The organism is Silicimonas algicola, from assembly GCF_003970735.1.
Classification (GTDB): Bacteria; Pseudomonadota; Alphaproteobacteria; order Rhodobacterales; family Rhodobacteraceae; genus Silicimonas; species Silicimonas algicola.
The window spans coordinates 479,911-501,314 of sequence record NZ_CP034588.1 but is presented as its reverse complement, the minus strand read 5'-3'; the positions used below and the strand labels follow the sequence as shown (position 1 = coordinate 501,314).

19 protein-coding genes are annotated in these 21,404 nt (G+C 63.5%); 9 read left to right on the top strand and 10 right to left on the bottom strand.

Features of this window, described 5'->3' with window-relative positions; translation table 11 throughout:
- Positions 1 to 12: 12 nt before the first annotated feature.
- From uvrC to EF888_RS02455, 4 genes are all read right to left on the bottom strand, one after another.
- A complete protein-coding gene (gene uvrC, locus EF888_RS02470) occupies positions 13 to 1,881 on the bottom strand; it encodes an excinuclease ABC subunit UvrC (RefSeq protein WP_109757291.1) in 1,869 nt (622 codons plus the stop codon).
- A 263-nt stretch (positions 1,882 to 2,144) separates the two neighbouring features.
- Positions 2,145 to 2,930, bottom strand: coding sequence for an SDR family oxidoreductase (locus tag EF888_RS02465; protein ID WP_109757290.1), 786 nt, complete (start codon positions 2,928 to 2,930; stop codon positions 2,145 to 2,147).
- Positions 2,927 to 3,877 carry a calcium/sodium antiporter gene (locus tag EF888_RS02460; protein WP_109757289.1) on the bottom strand — a complete coding sequence of 317 codons (951 nt, stop codon included), beginning with the start codon at positions 3,875 to 3,877 and terminating at the stop codon, positions 2,927 to 2,929. Before EF888_RS02460 ends, EF888_RS02465 begins: the two co-directional genes overlap by 4 nt.
- Positions 3,878 to 4,043: 166 nt before the next feature.
- Complete coding sequence (locus tag EF888_RS02455; RefSeq protein WP_109757917.1) at positions 4,044 to 4,841, bottom strand: S49 family peptidase; 798 nt, start codon at positions 4,839 to 4,841, stop codon at positions 4,044 to 4,046.
- 94 nt (positions 4,842 to 4,935) lie between these two features.
- Here EF888_RS02455 and EF888_RS02450 point away from each other — a divergent pair, with 94 nt between their 5' ends.
- Positions 4,936 to 5,454: a cupin domain-containing protein gene (locus tag EF888_RS02450; RefSeq protein ID WP_109757288.1), complete on the top strand. Its 519-nt coding sequence runs from the start codon at positions 4,936 to 4,938 to the stop codon at positions 5,452 to 5,454.
- Here EF888_RS02450 and wrbA read toward each other — a convergent pair.
- The gene (gene wrbA, locus EF888_RS02445; RefSeq protein ID WP_109757287.1) at positions 5,451 to 6,038 is read right to left on the bottom strand and encodes an NAD(P)H:quinone oxidoreductase; all 588 of its coding nucleotides are present in this window, start codon (positions 6,036 to 6,038) and stop codon (positions 5,451 to 5,453) included. The genes EF888_RS02450 and wrbA overlap by 4 nt on opposite strands.
- Positions 6,039 to 6,196: 158 nt before the next feature.
- Between wrbA and EF888_RS02440 the strand changes: the two genes are divergently transcribed.
- Positions 6,197 to 6,958, top strand: coding sequence for a potassium channel family protein (locus tag EF888_RS02440; RefSeq protein ID WP_206508407.1), 762 nt, complete (start codon positions 6,197 to 6,199; stop codon positions 6,956 to 6,958).
- Here the strand turns inward: EF888_RS02440 and EF888_RS02435 are convergent.
- Positions 6,955 to 8,613 carry an NAD+ synthase gene (locus EF888_RS02435; protein ID WP_109757286.1) on the bottom strand — a complete coding sequence of 553 codons (1,659 nt, stop codon included), beginning with the start codon at positions 8,611 to 8,613 and terminating at the stop codon, positions 6,955 to 6,957. The genes EF888_RS02440 and EF888_RS02435 overlap by 4 nt on opposite strands.
- A gap of 160 nt (positions 8,614 to 8,773) precedes the next feature.
- Between EF888_RS02435 and EF888_RS02430 the strand changes: the two genes are divergently transcribed.
- Positions 8,774 to 10,168 carry a 2-isopropylmalate synthase gene (locus EF888_RS02430; protein WP_109757285.1) on the top strand — a complete coding sequence of 465 codons (1,395 nt, stop codon included), beginning with the start codon at positions 8,774 to 8,776 and terminating at the stop codon, positions 10,166 to 10,168.
- A gap of 36 nt (positions 10,169 to 10,204) precedes the next feature.
- Positions 10,205 to 11,479, top strand: a complete 1,275-nt coding sequence (locus tag EF888_RS02425) for a flavin-dependent oxidoreductase (RefSeq protein ID WP_109757284.1) — start codon at positions 10,205 to 10,207, stop codon at positions 11,477 to 11,479.
- On the opposite strand, the gene EF888_RS02420 is transcribed toward EF888_RS02425, so the two are convergent.
- Both EF888_RS02420 and EF888_RS02415 read right to left on the bottom strand, forming a co-directional pair.
- Positions 11,476 to 12,984 (bottom strand): cryptochrome/photolyase family protein, encoded by a 1,509-nt coding sequence (locus EF888_RS02420; protein ID WP_109757283.1) that lies wholly within the window; start codon positions 12,982 to 12,984, stop codon positions 11,476 to 11,478. The two genes, EF888_RS02425 and EF888_RS02420, sit on opposite strands and share 4 nt — an antisense overlap.
- Positions 12,984 to 13,649: an SDR family NAD(P)-dependent oxidoreductase gene (locus tag EF888_RS02415; protein WP_109757915.1), complete on the bottom strand. Its 666-nt coding sequence runs from the start codon at positions 13,647 to 13,649 to the stop codon at positions 12,984 to 12,986. The genes EF888_RS02420 and EF888_RS02415 overlap by 1 nt, the downstream gene beginning before the upstream one ends.
- Before the next feature lie 233 nt (positions 13,650 to 13,882).
- Here EF888_RS02415 and EF888_RS02410 point away from each other — a divergent pair, with 233 nt between their 5' ends.
- The 5 genes from EF888_RS02410 (at position 13,883) to EF888_RS02390 (ending at position 20,159) form a co-directional block, all read left to right on the top strand.
- The gene (locus EF888_RS02410) at positions 13,883 to 14,863 is read left to right on the top strand and encodes an ABC transporter permease (protein WP_109757282.1); all 981 of its coding nucleotides are present in this window, start codon (positions 13,883 to 13,885) and stop codon (positions 14,861 to 14,863) included.
- Complete coding sequence (locus EF888_RS02405; RefSeq protein WP_109757281.1) at positions 14,860 to 15,780, top strand: ABC transporter permease; 921 nt, start codon at positions 14,860 to 14,862, stop codon at positions 15,778 to 15,780. The genes EF888_RS02410 and EF888_RS02405 overlap by 4 nt, the downstream gene beginning before the upstream one ends.
- An 8-nt stretch (positions 15,781 to 15,788) precedes the next feature.
- Positions 15,789 to 17,405, top strand: a complete 1,617-nt coding sequence (locus EF888_RS02400; RefSeq protein WP_109757280.1) for an ABC transporter ATP-binding protein — start codon at positions 15,789 to 15,791, stop codon at positions 17,403 to 17,405.
- Positions 17,406 to 17,608: 203 nt separating this feature from the next.
- Positions 17,609 to 19,177: a 2-isopropylmalate synthase gene (locus tag EF888_RS02395; RefSeq protein WP_109757279.1), complete on the top strand. Its 1,569-nt coding sequence runs from the start codon at positions 17,609 to 17,611 to the stop codon at positions 19,175 to 19,177.
- 511 nt (positions 19,178 to 19,688) lie between these two features.
- A complete protein-coding gene (locus EF888_RS02390; protein ID WP_126918474.1) occupies positions 19,689 to 20,159 on the top strand; it encodes a hypothetical protein in 471 nt (156 codons plus the stop codon).
- Here EF888_RS02390 and EF888_RS02385 read toward each other — a convergent pair.
- Both EF888_RS02385 and EF888_RS02380 read right to left on the bottom strand, forming a co-directional pair.
- A complete protein-coding gene (locus EF888_RS02385) occupies positions 20,144 to 21,094 on the bottom strand; it encodes an alpha/beta fold hydrolase (RefSeq protein ID WP_109757278.1) in 951 nt (316 codons plus the stop codon). The genes EF888_RS02390 and EF888_RS02385 overlap by 16 nt on opposite strands.
- A gap of 2 nt (positions 21,095 to 21,096) precedes the next feature.
- The gene (locus tag EF888_RS02380) at positions 21,097 to 21,387 is read right to left on the bottom strand and encodes an SCP2 sterol-binding domain-containing protein (RefSeq protein WP_109757277.1); all 291 of its coding nucleotides are present in this window, start codon (positions 21,385 to 21,387) and stop codon (positions 21,097 to 21,099) included.
- Positions 21,388 to 21,404: the final 17 nt, after the last annotated feature.

Genomic DNA, 21,404 nt, shown 5'->3' with positions numbered 1-21,404 from the left:
GCCTCTACCCCGTCAGCCCTTCTCGTGGAAGTAGTCGTAGATCGTTTCGGCCAGTTGGTCCGAGATCCCGTCCACTGCTTTCAGGTCCGCCAGGTCCGCTCGGCTGACGGCCTTGGCCGATCCGAAATGCGCGAGAAGGGCGCGTTTGCGCGTGGACCCTACGCCCGGCACATCGTCGAGGGGCGTCGCCCCAACGGCCTTCGACCGCTTCTGGCGGTGCGCGCCGATGGCGAAGCGGTGCGCCTCGTCCCGCAAACGCTGAACGAAGTAGAGAACTGGATCGCCCCGGCGCAGCGCGAAGGGACGCTGTCCTATGCGATGGAATTCCTCTTTGCCCGCGTCGCGGTCGACACCCTTGGCCACACCGATCATCGGGACGTCGTCGATGCCAAGGTCGGTGAGTATCTCGTGGACCGCAGTCACCTGCCCCTGCCCGCCATCGATCAGAAGAAGATCCGGCCAGGATGTCGACTGGCGGTCGGGGTCCTCTTTCAGAAGTCGCTTGAACCGCCGGGTGAGCACTTCCTTCATCATCCCGAAATCGTCGCCGGGCGTCAGTTCGTCGCCGCGGATGTTGAACTTGCGATACTGGCTTTTCAGGTAGCCCTCTTGTCCCGCGACGATCATCGCACCGACCGCATGCGCGCCTTGGATGTGGCTGTTGTCATAGACCTCGATCCGCTGCGGCGGGGCATCGAGGTCGAAGGCCTCCGCCAGTCCCGACAAAAGCTTGGTCTGCGTCGCAGTCTCGGACATCTTCCGGGCAAGACTTTCCCGCGCGTTGCGAAGCGCACCCGCGACAAGCTCCTTCTTCTCGCCCCGGACAGGCACTGCGATTTCGACCTTTCTGCCCGCTTTCTGAGACAGGGCCTCGCACATGAGGTCCGGATCCTCGATGCCATCGGACAGAAGGACGAGGCGGGGCGGGTCGTGGGTGTCGTAGAACTGGCCCACGAAAGCCTGCATGACCTCGGTCGCCTCGGCGCCCGAGCCCGTGCGGGGATAAAAATCGCGGTTGCCCCAGTTCTGGTTCGCGCGGATGAAGAACACCTGAACGCACGCCTGTCCGCCCTCCATGTGAAGAGCGATGACGTCCGCCTCGGGAACGCCCGAGGGGTTCACGTTCTGCGATCCCTGAATGAAGGTCAGCGCCTTCAGACGGTCGCGAAGGGCTGCTGCACGCTCGAACTCCATGTCACGGGACGCGAGTTGCATCTCGGCGGCCAGCTTGGCCTGCACGTTCGTCGTACGCCCCTGAAGGAAACGCTCGGCGTCGCGGACGAGGTCGTTGTAGTCCTCCTCGGAAACGTTGCCCACGCAGGGCGCGCTGCACCGCTTGATCTGGTAGAGTAGGCAGGGCCGCGTCCGGCTTTCGAAAGTCGCATCCGTGCAGCTGCGCAGAAGGAATACCTTCTGAAGCTGGTTCAGCACGCGGTTCACCGCACCGGCGCTGGCGAAGGGGCCATAGTAATCGCCCGTTTCCTTCTTGGCGCCTCGGTGCTTCTTGATCTGCGGGTAGGCATGTTCTTTCGAAACGAGGATATTGGGGAAGCTCTTGTCGTCGCGCAGAAGCACGTTGTAGCGCGGCTTTAGCTGCTTGATGAGATTCTGCTCCAGCAGCAGCGCCTCGGTCTCGGTCCGGGTCGTCAGGAACATCATGGACGCCGTTTCGCGGATCATGCGCGCGATGCGGGGACTGTGGCCCGTGGATCGTGCGTAGGACGAAACGCGCGCCTTCAGGTTGCGAGCCTTGCCGACGTACAAGACCGCGCCCTTGTCGTCGAGCATTCGGTAGACGCCCGGACTGGCGTCCAAAGACCTCAGGAAGGTCTGGATCGCGGCGTGGCCGTGCTTGGTCGGGCTGATCTCGGAAGCAGTCATGATTCTCGATTGGGCTGTCTGAAGCGGGCCGCAGAGACAAGTTTAAAACTGTCCACCGAAAGTGGGGATAAGTCTGAGGAGAACACGGGAACGGCTCTATTTTTCCTTTACATTCACATGGCTTCATTGATCTGCCTAATTTTTAGGCTTAAGCTTAACTAACTGATATCACATCGTATTATTTGGTTGTCGAAGCAAATCACTGAATTTCCTAAACAAATTGTAACGGTCTCGTGATGATGTGGACGATCTTGCGGCAGGCATCACTCGACGCCGCGGATGTCCGGCGTTTTCCAGGCCAGATGCTGGCCTCCGTCCACGCACAATAGCTGGCCCGTCACGGCAGGTGCGTCGAGGAAATACAGGAGCGCCCGCACGATGTCCGCAGGGTCGGCACCGCGCTCGAGGATTGTCGACCGGCGCTGGCCTTCGAAGTGCGCTTCCGACTGACGCGCGCCTTGCATCGTCGGTCCGGGACCTATGGCATTGACCCGGATACGCGGCGCAAGAGCCTGCGCCGAGGTCCGCGTCAATGCCCAAAGACCCATCTTGGCAATCGTATAGGACATGAAGTGGGGCGTAAGCTTGAGCACTCTCTGATCGATCATGTTGACGATCAGCGCTTCTGCCGTCGGCTCGTTCCATCGGCCGCCGAGAGTTGGCTCCGGCACCTGCGCCGCGAAGGCCTGCGTCAGCACGAAGGGTGCGCGCAGATTGGATTCGAGATGCCGGTCCCAGCTCTCGCGCGAGGCACTTTCGATGTTGTCGTACTCGAACACCGACGCCGAGTTGACGAGGACGGTCAGAGGCCCGCCCAGAGCGTCCCGCGCCAGCGGAACAAGGGCCTGCATGTCCGCCTCGACGGTAAGGTCCGCCCTCAGCGTCACCGCCCGAACGCCGGCTTGACGGATCTCGCCGGCTGTCGCCTGTGCCTCGTCCTCCGAGCCATGATAGTGGATCGCCACATCCAGCCCACGATGCGCCAGGGCCAGCGCCATCTCGCGCCCGAGCCGTTTCGCGCCTCCCGTGACGAGCGCCTGTCCTGTCATCCGTGCAGCACCACCATGACGATATAGATCGCATAGAGCCCGGTCAGAAGGAAACCCCAGCGTCGAGTGAGATCGAGGGACGAGGTGTAGACGAAGGGCGCCAGCAGAAGCGACGCGGCAAGCATTACCCAGAGGTCGAATGTCAGGAACGCGGGATCAACCGGGATCGAGCCGACCAAACTCGAGATACCGATGATCGCGAGCAGGTTGAAGACGTTCGAGCCGATGACGTTGCCAAGGGCAACGTCGGCCTGCCGGCGGATTGCGGCCATCAGCGTCGTGGCGAGTTCGGGCATCGAGGTGCCGATCGCCACGAGCGTCAGGCCTATCACGCTGTTCGATACACCAAATCGCTGCGCTATCTCGACGGCGGAATCCACAAGGAGGTTCGCGCCGATAGGCAGCCCGACAAGGCCCAGGATCAGAAAGGCGGCGATCTTCCAGCCGCGCATGGCTGGATCCGCGCCCTCGATGTCCTCCACATCAGACCCGTTCGAGCGACGGTGCCGAAGGGCGGACCGGGCCTGGCTGCCCAGAACGACGGCGAGGCACGCGAGAAGCACCAGCCCATGCAGCGGCCCTAGTGGACCCAGGAAGCACGCCGCGATGAAGACCAGGGTTCCCGCGATCATGTAGGCATAGCTCGAACGCGTGTCGAAATTAGCCGTGTGAAGGCGCGAGACGATCGCCGGCAAGCCCAGGACAAGGAGGATGTTCGCAGTATTCGATCCAACGACGTTGCCGAGTGCGAGACCGGGCGCGCCGCGCACCACCGCCTCGATCGAGACGAGAAGCTCGGGCGCTGAGGTCCCGAAGGCGACCACGGTGAGGCTGACGATCAAGGCCGGGATACCAAGCCTCAAGGCAACGTTAACGGCCCCCCGCACCAGAAGATCGCCCGCGACGAGCAGGATCACGAGCCCGAGGATCGCCGTCAGCCAGACCATCGGCCTATGATCTTCCGCAGGCGCAGGCGCCTTTACCGATCCGGTGTCGGCCGCAGGAGTCGCATTTGGCGCGGCGGAGGCCTTTCGGAAGGAGCAGGCTCAGTCGTCCGAACATCGCAAGGACGAGGACGACCACCAGGAACAGGGTGACGGCCTTCACCATGCGTCAGAGGCCGTACCGCGCCCAGATGGCCCGATCCTCGATCTCGGATAGGGCGTCGGAAAGGATGTCGCCCCCGATGCGGCTGAGGAACGGCTTCTTCTGCACGTAGGGACGCAGCACGACCTTGTCACCGTAAATCTCCTTCAGCTTCGGCACGAGGTGTGCCTCGCCATCGATCAGCCCCGTGGACAGCGCCTCGGAGCCGACCCAGACGTCGCCGTTGAAGAGGTCGCGATCTGGCGTCAGGCGGTCGCCACGGCGGGCACGGACGTGATCCATGAAGCCCTTATGGATGTGGGTCTGGATTTCCTTGAGTCGCGCCACGTCCTCGGGCTTTTCGGGCCGGAACGGATCGAGAAGGCTTTTCGACGTTCCTGCGGTATGTACGCGCCTCTCGATCCCGTGGCGCTCGATGAACTCGTGAAACCCGAAACTGGACGAGATGACGCCGATAGACCCGACGATGGAATGTGTGTCGACCCAGATATCGTCCGCAGCCGTGGCGATGTAGTAGCCTCCTGACGCGGCGACATCTTCGACGAAGGCATGGACAGGTATGCCCTTCTCGTCGGCCAGCCGCCGGATACGGGCCGCGATCAGAGAGGACTGCGAAGGGCTGCCGCCGGGTGAGTTGACCGACAAGGCGACGGCGACCGGCCTTCCTCGGGTGAAGGCGCGCTGGATCATCCCCGCAAGACCGGTATCCGAAAGCGCCCCACGCGTCCGGGCGGCGATGACGCCGTTCAGTCGCAGGACCGAAACGACAGGCGGTGCCTTGAGGAAGGGGATGAAGCGCCTCATGGGGCCGATGTAGGCCGTGCGACCTCGGGCAACAAGGTGAAAGGCTGCCTTTCCCAGCCCGCCCTGCAGACTAGGTGGCAGCTCGGAGGCGCACATGAGCAATCAAGGTCAATCCCATACGCTGATCGACACACCGGCAAACGGGGGCGTCCCGAACAATGGCGCGTTGCCCGCTGTCATCCTGCCGGGCGTCCTGTCGTCAGGCAAATCGACAGACGAAGTACAAAACCTCCTTCGCGCCAACGGATGGGTCGGGAGCTGGGTATGGACGGTCTATGACTTCCACCACTTCCATCCTGCCTCGCACGAGGTGCTTGTGTGCGTGAAGGGCAGCGCCACGCTCCAGATCGGCGGACCGGACGGGCCCGAGGTCGGGGTTCAGGACGGCGACGTTGTGATCCTGCCCGCAGGCTTCGGTCATCGGCGCTTAAAGTCCGATGTCGAGTTCGCCGTGGTCGGCGCCTACCCGGAGGGACAGGAAGACCCTGAGATCATCCGCGCAGGCGACATGCCCATCGAGAGAGCGGAAAAATTGGTCTCGGCGACACCTCTTCCCGACCGCGATCCGCTGTCGGGAAGAGACGGGCTTCTCATGCAGGTATGGGGCGCCTAGCCGCGGATTTTCTTCGTCATCGCGACAAGGCGCTCGGCCTGGTGTCGGATCGCCTTTTCGCCTGTCGCGTCGAGCTTACCGGCCTGCGCGGAGAAGCCATAGGGGTTGCCCCCGGATTCGAAGAGAACCTCGCTCGTGTAGCCCGGCGCCACGATGATCGAGCCCCAGTGCATCACCGTCGTGTAGAGCGAAATCAGTGTGGTCTCCTGTCCGCCGTGGACGTTCTGCGCGCTGGTGGTCGCGGTGAAGGTCTTGTCGGCAAGGCCGCCCTTTTGCCAAAGGGGCCCGAGCGTGTCGATGAATGCGCGCATCTGGCTCGCTACGACGCCATAGCGGGTGGGAGCGGAGAAGAAGTACCCATCCGCCCAGTCCATGTCGTCCGGCGTCACCTCGGGGATGTCGTCCATCTTGGTCTGCTGCGCTTTCCAGGCGTCCTGACCCTCGACGATTTCCTTTGGGGCGGTTTCGCGTACGCGCAGCAACCTGACTTCGGCGCCCGCTGCCTCCGCGGCTTCGGCGGCAATCTTGGCCATGTCGTGGTTGGTGCCATAGGTTGAATAGAAGACGACGGCTATCTTTGTCATGGGATTTCCTTGGGTGTGGGTGGTTCGCCAGAGACATAGCCGGACCGCCGTTACAGTCGACCCGCCGCCCCCGCACAGAACCTGCTCGCCGGCGCACACGCTTGCCCTTGGGTCTGCCCGCGATACTGTCCTGACACCGATCGGGAACGGGGCGCAGCGTGCTGGACAGGATAAAGTCGCTTTACGAGGACGACACTCACGCGGCGCACCGCTTCCGCTACGCGCTTCTAACGTTCGATGTCGTGACGATCGTCTTCGTCATCGCGACATCTTTCGTCGAACGCGCGGCGTGGATCGAGGTGCTGGATATCGTCTTCGGCGTCCTGATCCTCGCCGATTTCGTGATCCGCATCCTGATCGACGCACAGAGGGCCAGGCTTCCACTCCGCCTCTCGTTTTGGGCCGACGTGGTGGCAGTGGCCTCTTTCCTCGCCCCGATGGCGGGAGAAGGCCTGGGCTTCCTGCGCATCCTCCGGACGATGCGGCTTCTTCACACGTACCAGCTTCTCGCCCGACTCAGGCAGGACTTCTCATTCTTCCGCAAGAACGAGGAAGTCGTCCTGGCCGCGATCAACCTGGCCGTTTTCCTCTTCGTCATGACGGGGCTGATCTATGCCACGCAGGCGGCCCGGAACCCTGACATCAGAAATTACGCCGACGCTCTCTATTTTACCGTCACCACACTGACGACGACCGGCTTCGGTGACATCACGCTCGAAGGCGCTGGCGGGCGGATGCTGGCGGTGGCGGTGATGATCTTCGGAGTGACGTTGTTCCTGAGACTCCTCCAGGTCCTGATCCGACCAACGAAGGTCCGGCAAGAATGCCCGGTCTGCGGCCTTTTCCTGCACGACATCGACGCGGTGCATTGCAAGCACTGCGGAGAGACGTTGCATATCCGGACCGAGGGCGCCGTCTAGGACGGATCGCGCCACCGATTGACGATCGGATAGCGACGGTCGAGCCAGAAGCTCCGCTTCGTCAGCCGCGGCCCGGGGGCCGACTGGAAGCGCTTGTATTCGGCGAGGTAGACGAGCCGCTCGACCTTCTTGACGATGTCCCGGTCGAAGCCCATCCCGACAACCTCGGCTACCGACTTCTCGTGGTCGATCAGCGCCTCCAGGATCACGTCGAGGTCGGAGTATTCCGGCAGGCTGTCGCTGTCCTTCTGGTCCGCCCGCAGCTCGGCCGTCGGTGGCTTGTCGATCACACGCGGCGGGATCACCTCACCCTCAGGTCCCATCATCCAATCGCGATGATTGGCATTCCGCCAGCGACAGGTCTCGAAGACCCGCATTTTGTAGAGGTCCTTGATGGGGTTATAGCCCCCCGCCATGTCGCCGTAGATCGTGGCGTATCCCACCGCGACCTCGGACTTGTTGCCGGTCGTCAGCAACATCTCGCCAAATTTGTTCGACAGCGCCATCAGGATCACGCCCCGCAGGCGCGATTGGATGTTCTCCTCGGCGAGGTCGGGTGTCGTTCCCGCGAAGACCTCGGCAAGTGCGCCGTTGACCGCCTCGACCGGCTCGCGGATGGACACCGTGTCGAGCCGCGCCCCCAGCCGCTGCGCGACCTCGGCCACATCTTCGAGAGAGGTCTGGGACGTAAAGCGCGAGGGCAACATCACGCAGCGCACGTTCTGCGGGCCAATGGCATCGGCGGCGATCGTTGCGACGATGGCGCTGTCGACGCCCCCTGACAGTCCCAGGACGACCTTCCGGAACCCCGTCTTACCCAGATAGTCGCGCAGCGACTGGACCATCGCGCGGTAATCCTGCTCCCACTCGTCGGGAAACTCGGCGACCTCGCCTTCGATTGCGCGCCAGCCGTTTTCGGTCTTCTCGAAATCGACGTGAGTCACGTCTTCGTCGAAGACAGGAAGGCGGCGGGCGATACGGCCGTGCGGGTTCAGGACGAAAGAGCCGCCGTCGAAGACCTGGTCGTCCTGCGCGCCTACCATGTTGAGATAGACGAGCGGCAGTCCAGTCTCGACCACGCGGGCAACCATGACGTTCAGCCTCGTGTCGTACTTGTTGCGGTAGTAGGGCGAGCCATTCGGAACGATAAGGATCTCGGCCCCGCTTTCGGCCATCGCCTCGGGCACGTCCTCGTGCCACGCGTCCTCGCAGATGGGAGTTCCGACCCGGACCACGCCGAGATCGAAAGGTCCCGAGATCGGACCGGGGGAAAATAGCCGGACCTCGTCGAAGACGGTCTCATTCGGCAGTTCGTGCTTCAGCACCTGGCGCACGACGCGGCCAGCTTTCAGGATGTGGTAGGCGTTGTAGAGCTTGCCGCCCTGCAAGAGCGGACCGCCGATCCCAAGCACCGGTCCGTCGGCGCAGTCGGCTGCCAGTCGCTCGACATGCGCCATCGCATCGAGTGTGAATGCGGGCTTCATCACGAGATCCTGGGTCTGATAGCCCGTGATAAACATCTCGGGCAGAACGACCATATCGGCGCCCGCCGCCCGGCCCTCGTCCCAAGCGCGTTTTGCGAGGTCCGCATTTCCGCCGAGATCGCCCACGGTCGGGTTCATCTGCCCCAGGGTCAGCCTGAATCGCTCAGCCATCGCGACGCTCCTATCGGTCGGAACCGCCTTAGCGAGACATCCGCCGAAGGAAAAGGGCTGCCGGGAAAAGCGTTGCGGCTCCGGGGTGCCTCCACTAGATTTGCCGCGAGGATGAGAACACGGGCCGAAGGCCCAGGCAGGTTTAGGCGGGGGAAAGCAGATGAAACGGGCTCTCGGGTTATCGGCTCTGGTCCTTGCAGCCGGCTTTGCCGGCATCGCTTCGGCGCAGCAGGTCATCACCAAGCAATACGACGATGGAGGGGTCTACGAGGGCACCTTCAAGGACGGCAAGCAGGACGGCACGGGCACCTATCGCCTGCCGAACGGCTATGTCTACGAAGGCGAATGGGTCGAGGGCGAGATCCGCGGGCAGGGCCGGGCCGAGTTTCCGAACGGCTCGATCTATGAAGGCGAGTTCGCGAACGGCAAGCCCGAGGGACGAGGCAAGATCACTTTCGCCGACGGCGGCACCTACGAAGGCCAATGGGCCGACGGCAAGATCAACGGCACCGGAGTGGCGGTCTATGCCAACGGCGTCCGCTACGAGGGCGAGTTTCAGGACGCGCTTCATCACGGCACAGGCCGGATGGAAAGCCCGAACGGCTATGTCTATGACGGCCAGTGGAATCGCGGCATCAAGGAAGGCGACGGACGGATCGAGTATCCCGACGGTGCGGTCTATGTCGGCCAGCTTGTCCGCGGTGTGCGCGAAGGCACGGGAACCCTGACTATGCCGGACGGGCTTGTCTACGAAGGCGAGTGGAAGGACGGCCAGATCAACGGGATGGGCACCCTGACACAGCCCAACGGCGACGTCTACGTGGGCCAGCTCGTCGCAGGCAAGCGCCAGGGCGAAGGCAAGGTCACCTATGCCAACGGCGATGTCTACGAAGGCATGTTCGCGGCCGACCAGCGCGAGGGCACCGGCACCTTCACCGGCACCGATGGCTACGTCTACACGGGCACATGGGCGGGAGGCGAGATCGAGGGCGAGGGCGAAGTCACCTATCCGGATGGCTCGGTCTACACCGGCACCTTCAAGGCAAACCTCGCCGATGGCACGGGCCGCATCGTCTATCCCGACGGGAATACCTACGAAGGAACCTGGATCGGCGGCGTGATCGAGGGCAAGGGCACCGCAACCTATGCGAACGGCCTCGTCTATGAAGGCGAGTTCAAGGACGCCAAGATGGACGGCCAGGGCAAGATGACCTTCGCCGACGGGTATACCTACGAGGGCGGATGGGTCGGCGGCCAGAGGGAGGGCCAGGGCGTAGCTATCTATTCCGATGGCACCACCTATGAGGGCGGCTTCGTCGGCGGCAAGCGCCAGGGCACCGGCAAGATCACGATGCCTGACGGTTTCGTCTACGAGGGCGAATGGACGGACGGCGAGATCGACGGCCAGGGGATCGCGACCTACGCCAACGGCGACGTCTACGAGGGCACCTTCGTCCAGGGCAAGCGCCAGGGCGAAGGCACTATCCGTTATGCGACGGGCGAAGAGCGGACGGGAACTTGGGAAGATGGTGTGCTGACGACGGAATCGAACTGATCCGACGTCAAGCCAGCCAGCCACGGGACACCTCGCTTGGATAATGACCGTATTCTCATCGCGGGCGGCGGGATTGGTGGCCTCGTCACCGCCCTGACGCTGCACCAGGTGGGTCTGCGTTGCCTGGTCCTCGAGGCGGCGCGCGAGATGAAGCCGCTCGGCGTCGGCATCAATCTCCAGCCGAACGCTGTCCGGGAGCTTCAGGATCTCGGGATCGGTCCGGAGGAGCTGGACCGCGTCGGTCTGCCCGCGCGCGAATGGGCTCTAGTCAGTTTGAACGGCAAAGAGATCTATTCCGAGCCAAGAGGCACATACGCGGGCTATCGCTGGCCGCAGTACGCCGTCCATCGCGGCGAGTTCCACATGCTTCTCTTCGACAAGGTCCGCGAACGGTTGGGGCCGGACGCGGTCCGCCTTGGGACGCGGGTGAAGGGCTATTCGAAAGCGGTGAATGGCGCCGCCGCGCGGATCGCCACGGAGGATGGTGGAACAGAGCAGCTGCACGGCCGCCTTCTGATCGGCGCGGACGGGATCCATTCCGCGATACGCTCGCAGATGCATCCCGACCAGCCCCCGATCCATTGGGGCGGTGCCGTCATGTGGCGCGGCACCACACGAGCGGCCCCGATCCGGACTGGATCCAGCTTTGTAGGCCTCGGAACGCATCGCCATCGCATGGTGATCTACCCTATTTCGCATCCGGACGCGGACGGACTGGCCACGATCAACTGGATCGCCGAGCGGACGCTCGACGCCTCCGAAGGATGGCAGCAGAACGCCTGGTTCAAGCAGGTCGACGTCGAGGACTTCGCGCACCATTTCGACAACTTCTGCTATGACTGGCTAGACGTACCCGCGATGCTACGCGCCGCCGACGTGGCCTATGAAAACCCGATGATCGACCGCGACCCCGTTCATACGTGGATCGACGGCCCGGTCGCACTCATGGGCGACGCCGCACACGCGATGTATCCGACCGGGTCCAACGGCGCGAGCCAGGCCATCATCGACGCACGCGAACTTGGCGCCGCGATGCTTGCACACGGACCTACGCCAACCGCTCTGCGGGCTTACGACGAAAAGCTTTGCGGGCCGGTCAGCGCGATTGTCCTGCGAAACAGGGGCGCGGGACCATTCGGTCTTCTGAACCTCGTCGACGAGCGCTGCGGTGGCGAGTTCGATGACATCGACGACGTCATCTCGCCGCATGAGCGGCAGGAGTTCATGCACGGCTACCAGTCCGCGGCCGGCTTCGCGAAGGACGCGCTGAATGCTGCGCCTCCGATCATCGCGAGCGTGATCCCGGTCTAGAGGGCGTCGAGGAAGGCATTGGCTTGCCCGATCACGGCTGCCTTCTTGTCATCAGCCAGACGATCCCAGCTCCGATACATGTTGGCCATGCGCGGGTTGCTCTGGAACCTCTCCCGGTGCCGGTCGAGAAAGTGCCAGTAGAGGAAGTTGAAGGGACAGGCGTCCTCGCCAGTCCGCTTCTTAACGTCGTAGGCGCACTCGGCGCAGTAGTCCGACATCCGGTTGATGTAGTTGCCCGACGAGACGTAGGGTTTCGATCCGACGATGCCGCCGTCCGCGAACTGGCTCATGCCGATCACGTTGCCCGCCATCACCCAGCCATAGGCATCGGCATAGGCCAGCATGTACCAGTCGTAGACCTCGGCGGGATCGATGCCCGCCAGAAGCGCGAAGTTGCCCGTCACCATCAGTCGCTGGATGTGGTGCGCGTAGGCGTGGTCGCGGGTCGCTTCCACCGCACGCCGGATGCAGCGCATCTCTGTCTCGGCGGTCCAGTAGAACTCAGGTAATTTCCGTCGATGGCTCAGTGCATTGCGCGCGTCATACTCCGGACCTTCGCGCCAGTAGATGCCCCGCATGTATTCACGCCACCCGATGATCTGCCGGATGAAGCCTTCGACCGCGTTCAGGGGCGCCGCCCCATCCTTCCACGCCTGTTCCGCCGCCTCACAGACTTCAATCGGGTCGAGGAGACCGGCGTTGAGGTAGATGGACAGAAGCGAGTGCGACAGGAAGTCGTCGTTTGACAGCATTGCGTCCTGGTAGTCGCCGAAAGGCGCGAGAGCGTGCTTGATGAAGTGCGAAAGGGCGCGCCCAGCCTCTTCCTCTCGAACGGCGAACCAGAACGGCCTCAACACGCCAAAGTTATCGGGAAACCGCAGCTCGATCATGGTGAGCACCTCTTTGGTTATCCCGTCGGGCGAGAATCGCAAGGGACCACCGAAGTCGATGCCTTTGGGCGCGGGCTTGCGGTTGTCGTGGTCGAAGTTCCACTGACCGCCGGCCGGCTCGCCGTCCTCCATTAGAAGGCCGGTCTTTCGACGCATATCGCGGTAGAACCACTCCATCCGCAGTTCTTTCCGATTTGCGGCCCACGCGTTGAAGTCGGCGTGGGACGCGACGAAGCGGTCGTCTTCCAGCATGGTCGTTTTCAGGGGCAAGGACTGAAGCGCCTCGAGAAGCCGCCATTCGCCCGGCTCCGTGGCGATGACCTCCGTTGATCCGTGACGGTCGGCGGCGGAGAGAATGGCGCCCGCGATGCTGTCGTGCGCGGCTTCGTCATCAAGCTGCGTGTAGTCGACGGTCCAGCCCGCGCTGCGCAAGCGGTTGCGGAAGTGCCGCATCGCCGAGAAGCAGAACGCAAGCTTCCTGACGTGGTGGCGGACGTAGGTCGCTTCCCCCATGACTTCGGCCATGACGACGACGTCCGTCGAGAGGTCTGCCTCGCGCAGGGCCGCGACGCGTGTCGTGAGTTGGTCGCCGAGGACGAGGACAAGGCGGGGCACTACCAGGGAATCCGTCTTCCGGCGTAGTCGAAGAAGCCACCATTGTCGGAGGGCTCGAGACTTTCGACGACATTGAGCAGCTTGCCCGCGGCCTCCTCCGGCGTGACGGTTCGATGGTGTCCGGCGTAGTCCGCGGTGAAGGGCGTTGCCACGGTGCCGGGGTGCAGGCAGACAGCGATAGCATGCTTGTGCGTGCGGGCAAGTTCGATCGACGCTCCGTGCACAAGCTGGTTCAGGGCGGATTTCGACGCGCGGTACGAGTGCCACCCGCCGAGGCGGTTGTCGCCGATCGAGCCGACGCGCGCCGAGAGGGCGGCGAAAACCGAGTGTTGATTTCTCGGCAGAAGACGGACGGCGTGCTTCAACACCAGGGCGGGGCCGAGCGTGTTGACGCGGAACTGACCCAGAAGGCCCTCCGCCGTGATCTCCCGCAAGGCTTTTTCAGGTTCGGCCCCGTCGACGACAAGAGCCCCGGTTGCCGTGATGACAAGGTCGAAGGGCGGATCCAGCGCCCCAAGGAGCTGCGCGACCGAGGATTCGTCGGTGATCTCGAGGCCGTCGTCGCGGCGAGACAGTCCCACGACGTCGACGCGCCTTTCGCGAAGCGCCGCGACGAGGGCGCTTCCGATCCCGCCCGACGATCCGATGACCAAAGCTCGTTCCATGCCCGGCATCTAGAGCCGAGAAGACACTCGGAAAGGCGATGTCCAGTCGTCGCACCCCCGTGACTTGATCGGGCTCGGGAAAACCCGCGTCGATCCACCCTTGCTTTGTTAGATGGCTACGCCTGCCCACTGCCGGCGGGACGGAGTGCTACGGGCGGTTGTCAGACGGGGGGACGGTAGCTAGGCTTGCGCAGAAGCGGCCCGGAAGTGGCCCGTACGACGGGGAGACAGACTTGCATCCGATCCTTGCGACGGTTCTTCAGCGGCTTGGGTTGGGCCTTCTGACGCTTTTCCTCGTGTCGATCATCATCTTCTCGGCCATCGAATTCCTTCCCGGCGATTTCACCGAGGCCGTCCTTGGGCAGTCGGCCACCGAAGAGACCGTGGCCGCCTTCCGTCGCGAGCTTGGTCTCGATCAGCCCGCCTACGTCCGGTACATCGACTGGATCGGCTCGGTGGCGCAGGGCGATCTGGGGCAAAGCTTCTCGGGCCGGGCGTCCTCGGGCATAGACCGTTCGCGCTCGGTCGCCGAGCTGATCGCGCCCCGGCTGTCGAACACCCTGTTCCTTGCGGGCATGACGGCCATCGTCGCCGTGCCGCTCGCCCTGATCCTGGGGGTGACGGCCGCGCTCTGGCGCGGCGGCATCTACGACCGGGTGGTGAACGCGGTGACGTTGTCGACGATCTCCATGCCCGAATTTCTGGTCGCCTATCTCCTCATCCTTTTCCTCGCAACGCTGAACCCGATCTTTCCATCCCTCGCGGACGTGACATCGGCCACGCCATTCTGGGAAAGGGTCACGAAGTGCGCCCTGCCCTGCCTCACCCTGACGCTCGTCATCGTCGCTCACATGATGCGGATGACGCGTGCAGCCATCATCAACCTCCTTGCATCGCCCTATATCGAAATGGCGCGCCTCAAAGGGCTGAAGCCGTCGACGGTGATCCTCAGGCACGCCCTTCCGAACGCATGGGCTCCCATTGCGAATGTGGTGGCCTTCAACCTCGCCTACCTCGTCGTGGGTGTGGTCGTGGTGGAGGTCGTGTTCGTTTATCCCGGCGTGGGACAGCTGATGGTCGATGCCGTGACCTCGCGCGATATTCCCGTCGTGCAGGCCTGCGCCCTGATCTTCGCGGGCACCTACATCCTCTTGAACCTGACGGCGGACATCGTGTCGATCGCGACGAACCCCAGGCTTCTGCACCCCAGATGACAGACGCGCCGGAGACATACTCCGCCCTCGACGAAGTGGCCCAGCCAAGGGTCCGCCGAAGCCGCCTTCAGAAGGCGTGGATCGCTCTGAAGGGCGCGCCTCTCACGGCGTGGTTCGGGATGATCGTCATCGCGATCTACATGGTGGTGGCCTTGCTGGCGCCGTTGATCGCACCTTACGGTGAGGCGGACAGCAGCTTCGGAGCCTACCTGCCCTGGGGCGACGGGCATGTCTTCGGAACAGACCAGATCGGGCGCGACATCTTCTCGCGTCTGATCTACGGGGCGCGGAACACCATCGGGATCGCGGTCGTCACGACCCTACTGGCCTTCCTCGTGGGAGGAGGCCTTGGGCTTGCCGCCGCGATCAGCCGTGGGTGGGTGGACCAGTTCCTCGCCCGCGCGATCGACGTGCTCATGGCGATCCCGTCGCTGATCTTCGCGCTGATGCTTCTGTCGATCTTCGGCTCGTCGGTCTGGTCGCTGGTCGTCATCATCGCCCTTCTCGATTCGACGCGGGTCTTCCGTCTGACGCGGGCGGTGGCCATGAACGTCGCCGTGATGGAATACGTCGAGGCCGCGCGCCTACGCGGAGAAGGCCTTGGCTGGGTGATGCGCCGCGAGATTCTGCCCAACATCATGCCGCCCCTCGTCGCCGAATTCGGTCTGCGCTTCTGCTTCGTGTTCCTGACCATCGCGGCGCTGTCGTTCCTGGGCGTCGGAATTCAACCGCCGACGGCCGACTGGGGCTCGATGGTTCGCGAAAACGCCTCGCTGATCCAGTTCGCGCAGTACGACCTCAAAGCCGGAATCACGCCGCTGCTGCCGGCCGGAGCGATCGCGCTTCTGACCATTGCCGTGAACTTCGTGGTGGATTGGTTCCTCATCAAGACAAGCGGTCTGCGGGACGAGGTGTGAGGGACGACATGGCGGACGACCTTCTTCTCGACATGCGCGACGTCGTCATCGACGGGTTCTCGGACGAACGCTGGCATCCGATTGTCCGGGGCGTGAGCCTGACCCTGCGCCGGGGTGAGGTGTTGGGCCTCATCGGAGAATCGGGCGCCGGCAAATCGACCCTTGGTCTCGCGGCCATGGGCTTCGCGCGGCCCGGTTGCCGCCTGACCAGCGGCCGGATCGTGTTCGACGGCATCGACCTGATGACCGCGAGCGAGACGAAGCGGCAAGCTCTGCGGGGATCGCGTATCGCCTATGTCGCCCAGTCCGCCGCCGCAGCCTTCAACCCCGCGCACCGTCTGATCGACCAGACCGTCGAAGCGACCTTGGCCCACGGCCTTCGCCCCGAGGCCGAAGCGGTCGAGGACGCCAAGGCGCTTTATGCCGCGATGAAGCTGCCGGAGCCAAACACCATCGGATTTCGCTATCCCCATCAGGTTTCGGGCGGGCAACTTCAGCGGGCGATGACGGCAATGGCGATGAGCGCGCGTCCCGACCTCATCATCTTCGACGAGCCAACGACGGCACTGGACGTGACGACGCAGGTGAATGTGCTGGCCGCCATGAAGGAGGCGGTCGAACGCTTCGATACGGCGGCGATCTATATCACTCACGACCTTGCCGTGGTCGCTCAGATGGCCGACCGGATCAAGGTCCTGAGACACGGGCGGGAGATCGAGGAGGCCGAGACGGCCGAGATGCTGGCGCGCCCGAAGGATCCCTACACCCGGTCCCTCTGGGCTGTGCGCTCAATCGAGAAGCCGGCACGGGCCGCCTCCGAGCCTATTCTCGAGATCGCGGGTGTGACGGCAGCCTATGGCTCGAAGCCCGTCCTTCACGACGTGACGATCCGCGTCCCCAAGGGACGGACCATTGCCGTCGTAGGCGAAAGCGGTTCGGGCAAGTCCACGACCGCGCGCGTGGTGACGGGGCTTCTGCCGCCCATCGAGGGCACCGTTCGTTTCGACGGCGCCGGCCTTCCACCCGCGCTCAAGGGACGATCCAAGGAGCAGCTTCGCCGCATCCAGATGATCTACCAGATGGCCGACACGGCGATGAACCCGAGGCATCGCGTCTCGGAAATCATCGGGCGACCGCTAACCTTCTATCGCGGGCTGAAGGGACGCGCGCGCGAGGAAGAGGTGACGCGACTTCTGAAGCTGATCGAACTCGACGAGAGCTTCGCCGACCGCTTGCCCGGAGAACTGTCAGGCGGGCAGAAGCAGCGGATCTGCATTGCCCGCGCCCTTGCCGCCGAACCTGACCTAGTGATCTGCGACGAGGTCACCTCGGCGCTCGACCAGGTTGTGCAGGAAGGCATCCTGAAACTGCTTATGCGCCTTCAGGAAGAGCTTGGCGTGACCTACATCTTCATCACGCACGACATTGCGACGGTGCGGGCCATTGCGGACGAAATCGTGGTGATGCACCAGGGTCGCGTCGTCGAGCAGGGCCCGAAGGACGACATCCTTTCTCCCCCCCATCCTGACTATACCGCGCTTCTTCTCGCTTCGGTGCCCACGATGGAGCCGGGCTGGCTGGAAGGCGCGGTCATCCGTCAGTCGGCGCTTCACGCGCCCGACTAGGTGGGTTGGGAAGGCTTTGACAAGGCTGGCCCCGCTGCCTATCCTCTTTCGGCATGAACCAGGTGAGACATATCCCCTCCTGCGGCCTTTCTGCCGCCGACCTGCTTCTTCTCCTTAGCCGCCTCTGAGCGTGCCTTTTCGGCGCGACCGCTCAGAGGAGCTCCAGCGCCGGGACCAGAGCTAAGGACACAAGGATCAAGACCATGACAGACCAGACCCGTGTTGTAATCTTCGACACGACACTGCGCGACGGAGAGCAAAGCCCTGGCGCCACCATGAGCCATTCCGAGAAGCTGGAGATCGCCGAACTCCTCGACGACATGGGCGTCGACATCATCGAGGCCGGCTTCCCGATAGCTTCGGACGGGGACTTCGAGGCGGTGAGCGAGGTCGCACGGCGATCGAAACAGGCCGTGATCTGCGGCCTCGCCCGAGCCAACTTCAGGGACATCGACCGGTGCTGGGAGGCCGTGAAGCACGCGCGGCGCCCGCGCATCCACACCTTCATCGGGACGTCACCGTTGCACCGCGCCATCCCGAACCTGACGATGGACGAGATGGCCGACCGCATCCACGACACCGTGACGCATGCGCGGAATCTCTGCGACAACGTGCAGTGGTCGCCCATGGACGCCACCCGGACCGAGTGGGACTACCTCGCCCGCGTGGTCGAGATTGCGATCAAGGCGGGTGCGACCACGATCAACATCCCCGACACGGTCGGCTATACGGCGCCCCGCGAAAGTGCCGACCTGATCCGTCGGCTGATCGAGACCGTGCCGGGGGCCGACGAGGTGATCTTCGCCACGCATTGCCACAACGACCTCGGCATGGCGACGGCGAACGCGCTTGCCGCCGTCGAGGGTGGGGCGCGGCAGATCGAATGCACGATCAACGGCCTGGGCGAACGGGCCGGTAACACCGCACTGGAAGAGGTGGTGATGGCGCTTAAGGTGCGTCACGACATCATGCCCTGGACGACGGGTGTCGACACGACGAAGCTCATGCACATTTCGCGCCGGGTCTCGACGGTCTCAGGCTTCCCCGTGCAGTACAACAAGGCAATTGTCGGCAAGAACGCCTTCGCGCACGAAAGCGGCATTCACCAGGACGGAATGCTGAAGAACGCCGAGACTTTCGAGATCATGCGTCCCGAGGACGTGGGTCTGTCCGAGACGAACATCGTCATGGGCAAGCACTCGGGACGCGCCGCGCTGCGAGCGAAGCTGAAGGAATTGGGTTTCGACCTGGCCGACAACCAGCTCAACGACGTGTTCGTCCGGTTCAAGGCGCTGGCCGACCGCAAGAAAGAGGTCTTCGAGGACGACCTGATTGCCCTCATGCGTGACCAGGAGACAGGGGACGCGCACGACCGCATCAAGGTCAAGTTCCTGCGTGTCATCTGCGGCACCGAAGCGCCCCAGTCGGCGGATCTGATCCTTGAGATAGACGGGAAGGAACTGCGGACGACGTCCCAGGGAGACGGACCCGTGGATGCGACCTTCAACGCCGTGAAGGCTCTGTTCCCGCACGAGGCTCGGCTTCAGCTCTATCAGGTTCATGCCGTGACTGAAGGGACGGACGCCCAGGCCACCGTGAGCGTTCGAATGGAGGAGGAAGGTCGCATCGCGACCGGCCAGGCCGCGGACACGGATACGGTGGTAGCCTCGGCTAAGGCCTATGTGAACGCCTTGAATCGGCTTCTCGTGCGGCGACAGAAGTCCGATCCCGATTCTGACGTGAAGACCGTCAGCTACAAGGACGCCGGCTGAGACCGGATGCGGGCGGCGGCCTTGTCGCCCGCACCTCTCTAGGCATGTCGCCCTATTTTGGCCCGATTCTGGTGATGACCGACGGCGTTCTAAGCGTCGAGGCGGCCGAGTGACCACGCGTGGTACATAATGATGGTCTCCAGCGTCCGATAGGCCACGATTGGAGGGCCTCTCGACCAAATGCACGCCCTATTCCTGCCATATTCCTGCCTTAAGAAAGTCACTGAGGCGAATGTGTCCCTGCCTCGTGTGTGTGTGAAAGGTTAATGGTTGTGGTGTCGCGCCGCTCTCTGTCCAATCCGGCTCTCACCCGGTCCGTCAGGACTGGTTCCGGACGCGGTACGACCTCTGCCGATACCCCCCGGCCTGCGGCGCCTTTTCCGGCGCCGCAGCCGGATGGGGAGGACAGATATTCCAATACCTTTTCGAGATTCAACGGCGACCGGCCGGCACTGTACCGCAGATCGCCAGGAAAGGGCCGCTAGACGGCCGACTGACAGGATGCTCACCGATGCTCGCCGGCGACTGCCTTCCCGGTAAACAGAGCATCGGCCTGGGTGGGGCGAGGCGCGTTCCGGTGGGGCGGAGCGCGCCTCTTACTTTTTCAATTAACTATTTGTTTTTATTTGATATTACACAAGTTTGCGCTTGCCTTTGCCAAAGTTTCGCCGTAATTTCGACGCATCAAGACCACAAGTGTTGGGTGGGTAGTATGTGCGAGTTCAAGTTTTGCCGCGGAAGCGGCGCGTGTTTTCTCTCCGAGACGTCGCCCTGTCCAGGCGAATGTCCGAATGCCCGTCCGAGTCATGCCGCCGAAGCGGCCGATCGCGCCGGGTTATCCTACAAAGGTTTTCTCGATCGCGATTTCGTTCTGGCCGCCCTTGGGGACGAGGGCCGACAAGATGCCGAGATCGTGCGTGGGCTGCCGCACGGCCCCGCCGCAAGGCCACTGCGCGGCGAGCGTATCTATCGCGTGGCGTGAATCCGGTCGGGCGCCAAAAACTCGAGCGTCTGCGACAGGACTTGCGCGCGGATTGCGGGCGCTTCCATCAGAAGCTCGTGCTTGGCGCCCTCAACCAGCCGAAGTTCCGCGGACGGCCAGTCGGCGTGAATGCGATTTATGGCCGTGATCGATACGACTTGCTCGAGCGTGCCTAGGAACGTCAGTGTCGGTACGTCCGGGCGAGGCATCCGCATGAGCGCACGACCTTCCTTTGCGGCCTCGCCCACCCAGTGCACCGAGGGACCGCCAAGGGCGAACATCGGTTCTGCCGCTGCATAGGCGCCCAGGATGTCATAGCTGTCGCGATCCGTGGTCAGGAGGTTTTCGACAAATCCTGTGTCCGCAATGTAGTTCGTCGGCCTCGTGCCCGGCGCATAGTCCAGCCCCCTGCGCGCCAGGCGGTAAACCGGCGGCAGCACAAAAGGCAGAGGGCGCAGTGCGACGGGCAGGTTGATCGCCCACATCGGCGCCGTGAAGACCGCCCGCGCCACCGGAAGGCCCTCGCACAGCGCACGCAATCCGATGGATCCACCCATGGAATGCGCGAGGAGATTGAAGGGCTCGGGCAGCCTCGCCTCTCGGGCGGCCGAAAGAAGCGCATCGACGTCACGCTGGTAGTCCGGAAAAGCGCCGACATGCCCAAGACTAGGGTCGCCCGCAAGCCGGTCCGAGAACCCCTGCCCTCGCCAGTCGATGGTCGCTACGGCCAATCCCTGCGCCGTGAGATCGCGGGCAAGGCGTCCGTATTTCTCGATGAATTCGGTCCGACCGGGGAACAGCAGGACCGTCCCCCCCGCGCCCTCTTGCCGCCAGATCGTCAGCCTCAGCCGGACGCCGTCGTTCGCACGGACCCAGAACGTCGACGCATCCTCGGGACCTTGTGCCAGATCGGCGCGGTAGGGCGCCTTGTCCATCGTCAGGAAAGGACGGGCGCAAGCCGCATCGCGGCTCCCATGTCGCCGTCGATCTTAAGGCGGCCAGTCATGAAAGCGGACGTCGGGTTCAGGCTGCCTTCGAGGATGTCGCGGAACGTCTCGGTATCGGCAGTCATGGTGACGTCGGCCTCTTCGTCGGCGGCGCGCGCACCGGAGTGATCCAGCATCACCGCGCCCTCGCCTTCGATCACGAACTTGGCGATGCCGTCGAATCCGTCCGGGCCCAACTTTGCATTGAGGGCGGTCACCGCCTGGTCGATCACTTCGCTCATCCGGGTATCCTTCCTGG

Bases quoted from the DNA above. Each gene is read 5' to 3' on its own strand.
- uvrC (WP_109757291.1), bottom strand. From the start codon at position 1,881: ATGACTGCTTCCGAGATCAGCCCGACCAAGCACGGCCACGCCGCGATC.
- EF888_RS02465 (WP_109757290.1), bottom strand. From the start codon at position 2,930: ATGACAGGACAGGCGCTCGTCACGGGAGGCGCGAAACGGCTCGGGCGC.
- EF888_RS02460 (WP_109757289.1), bottom strand. From the start codon at position 3,877: ATGGTCTGGCTGACGGCGATCCTCGGGCTCGTGATCCTGCTCGTCGCG.
- EF888_RS02455 (WP_109757917.1), bottom strand. From the start codon at position 4,841: ATGAGGCGCTTCATCCCCTTCCTCAAGGCACCGCCTGTCGTTTCGGTC.
- EF888_RS02450 (WP_109757288.1), top strand. From the start codon at position 4,936: ATGAGCAATCAAGGTCAATCCCATACGCTGATCGACACACCGGCAAAC.
- wrbA (WP_109757287.1), bottom strand. From the start codon at position 6,038: ATGACAAAGATAGCCGTCGTCTTCTATTCAACCTATGGCACCAACCAC.
- EF888_RS02435 (WP_109757286.1), bottom strand. From the start codon at position 8,613: ATGGCTGAGCGATTCAGGCTGACCCTGGGGCAGATGAACCCGACCGTG.
- EF888_RS02430 (WP_109757285.1), top strand. From the start codon at position 8,774: ATGAAACGGGCTCTCGGGTTATCGGCTCTGGTCCTTGCAGCCGGCTTT.
- EF888_RS02415 (WP_109757915.1), bottom strand. From the start codon at position 13,649: ATGGAACGAGCTTTGGTCATCGGATCGTCGGGCGGGATCGGAAGCGCC.
- EF888_RS02405 (WP_109757281.1), top strand. From the start codon at position 14,860: ATGACAGACGCGCCGGAGACATACTCCGCCCTCGACGAAGTGGCCCAG.
- EF888_RS02400 (WP_109757280.1), top strand. From the start codon at position 15,789: ATGGCGGACGACCTTCTTCTCGACATGCGCGACGTCGTCATCGACGGG.
- EF888_RS02395 (WP_109757279.1), top strand. From the start codon at position 17,609: ATGACAGACCAGACCCGTGTTGTAATCTTCGACACGACACTGCGCGAC.
- EF888_RS02390 (WP_126918474.1), top strand. From the start codon at position 19,689: ATGCTCGCCGGCGACTGCCTTCCCGGTAAACAGAGCATCGGCCTGGGT.
- EF888_RS02385 (WP_109757278.1), bottom strand. From the start codon at position 21,094: ATGGACAAGGCGCCCTACCGCGCCGATCTGGCACAAGGTCCCGAGGAT.
- EF888_RS02380 (WP_109757277.1), bottom strand. From the start codon at position 21,387: ATGAGCGAAGTGATCGACCAGGCGGTGACCGCCCTCAATGCAAAGTTG.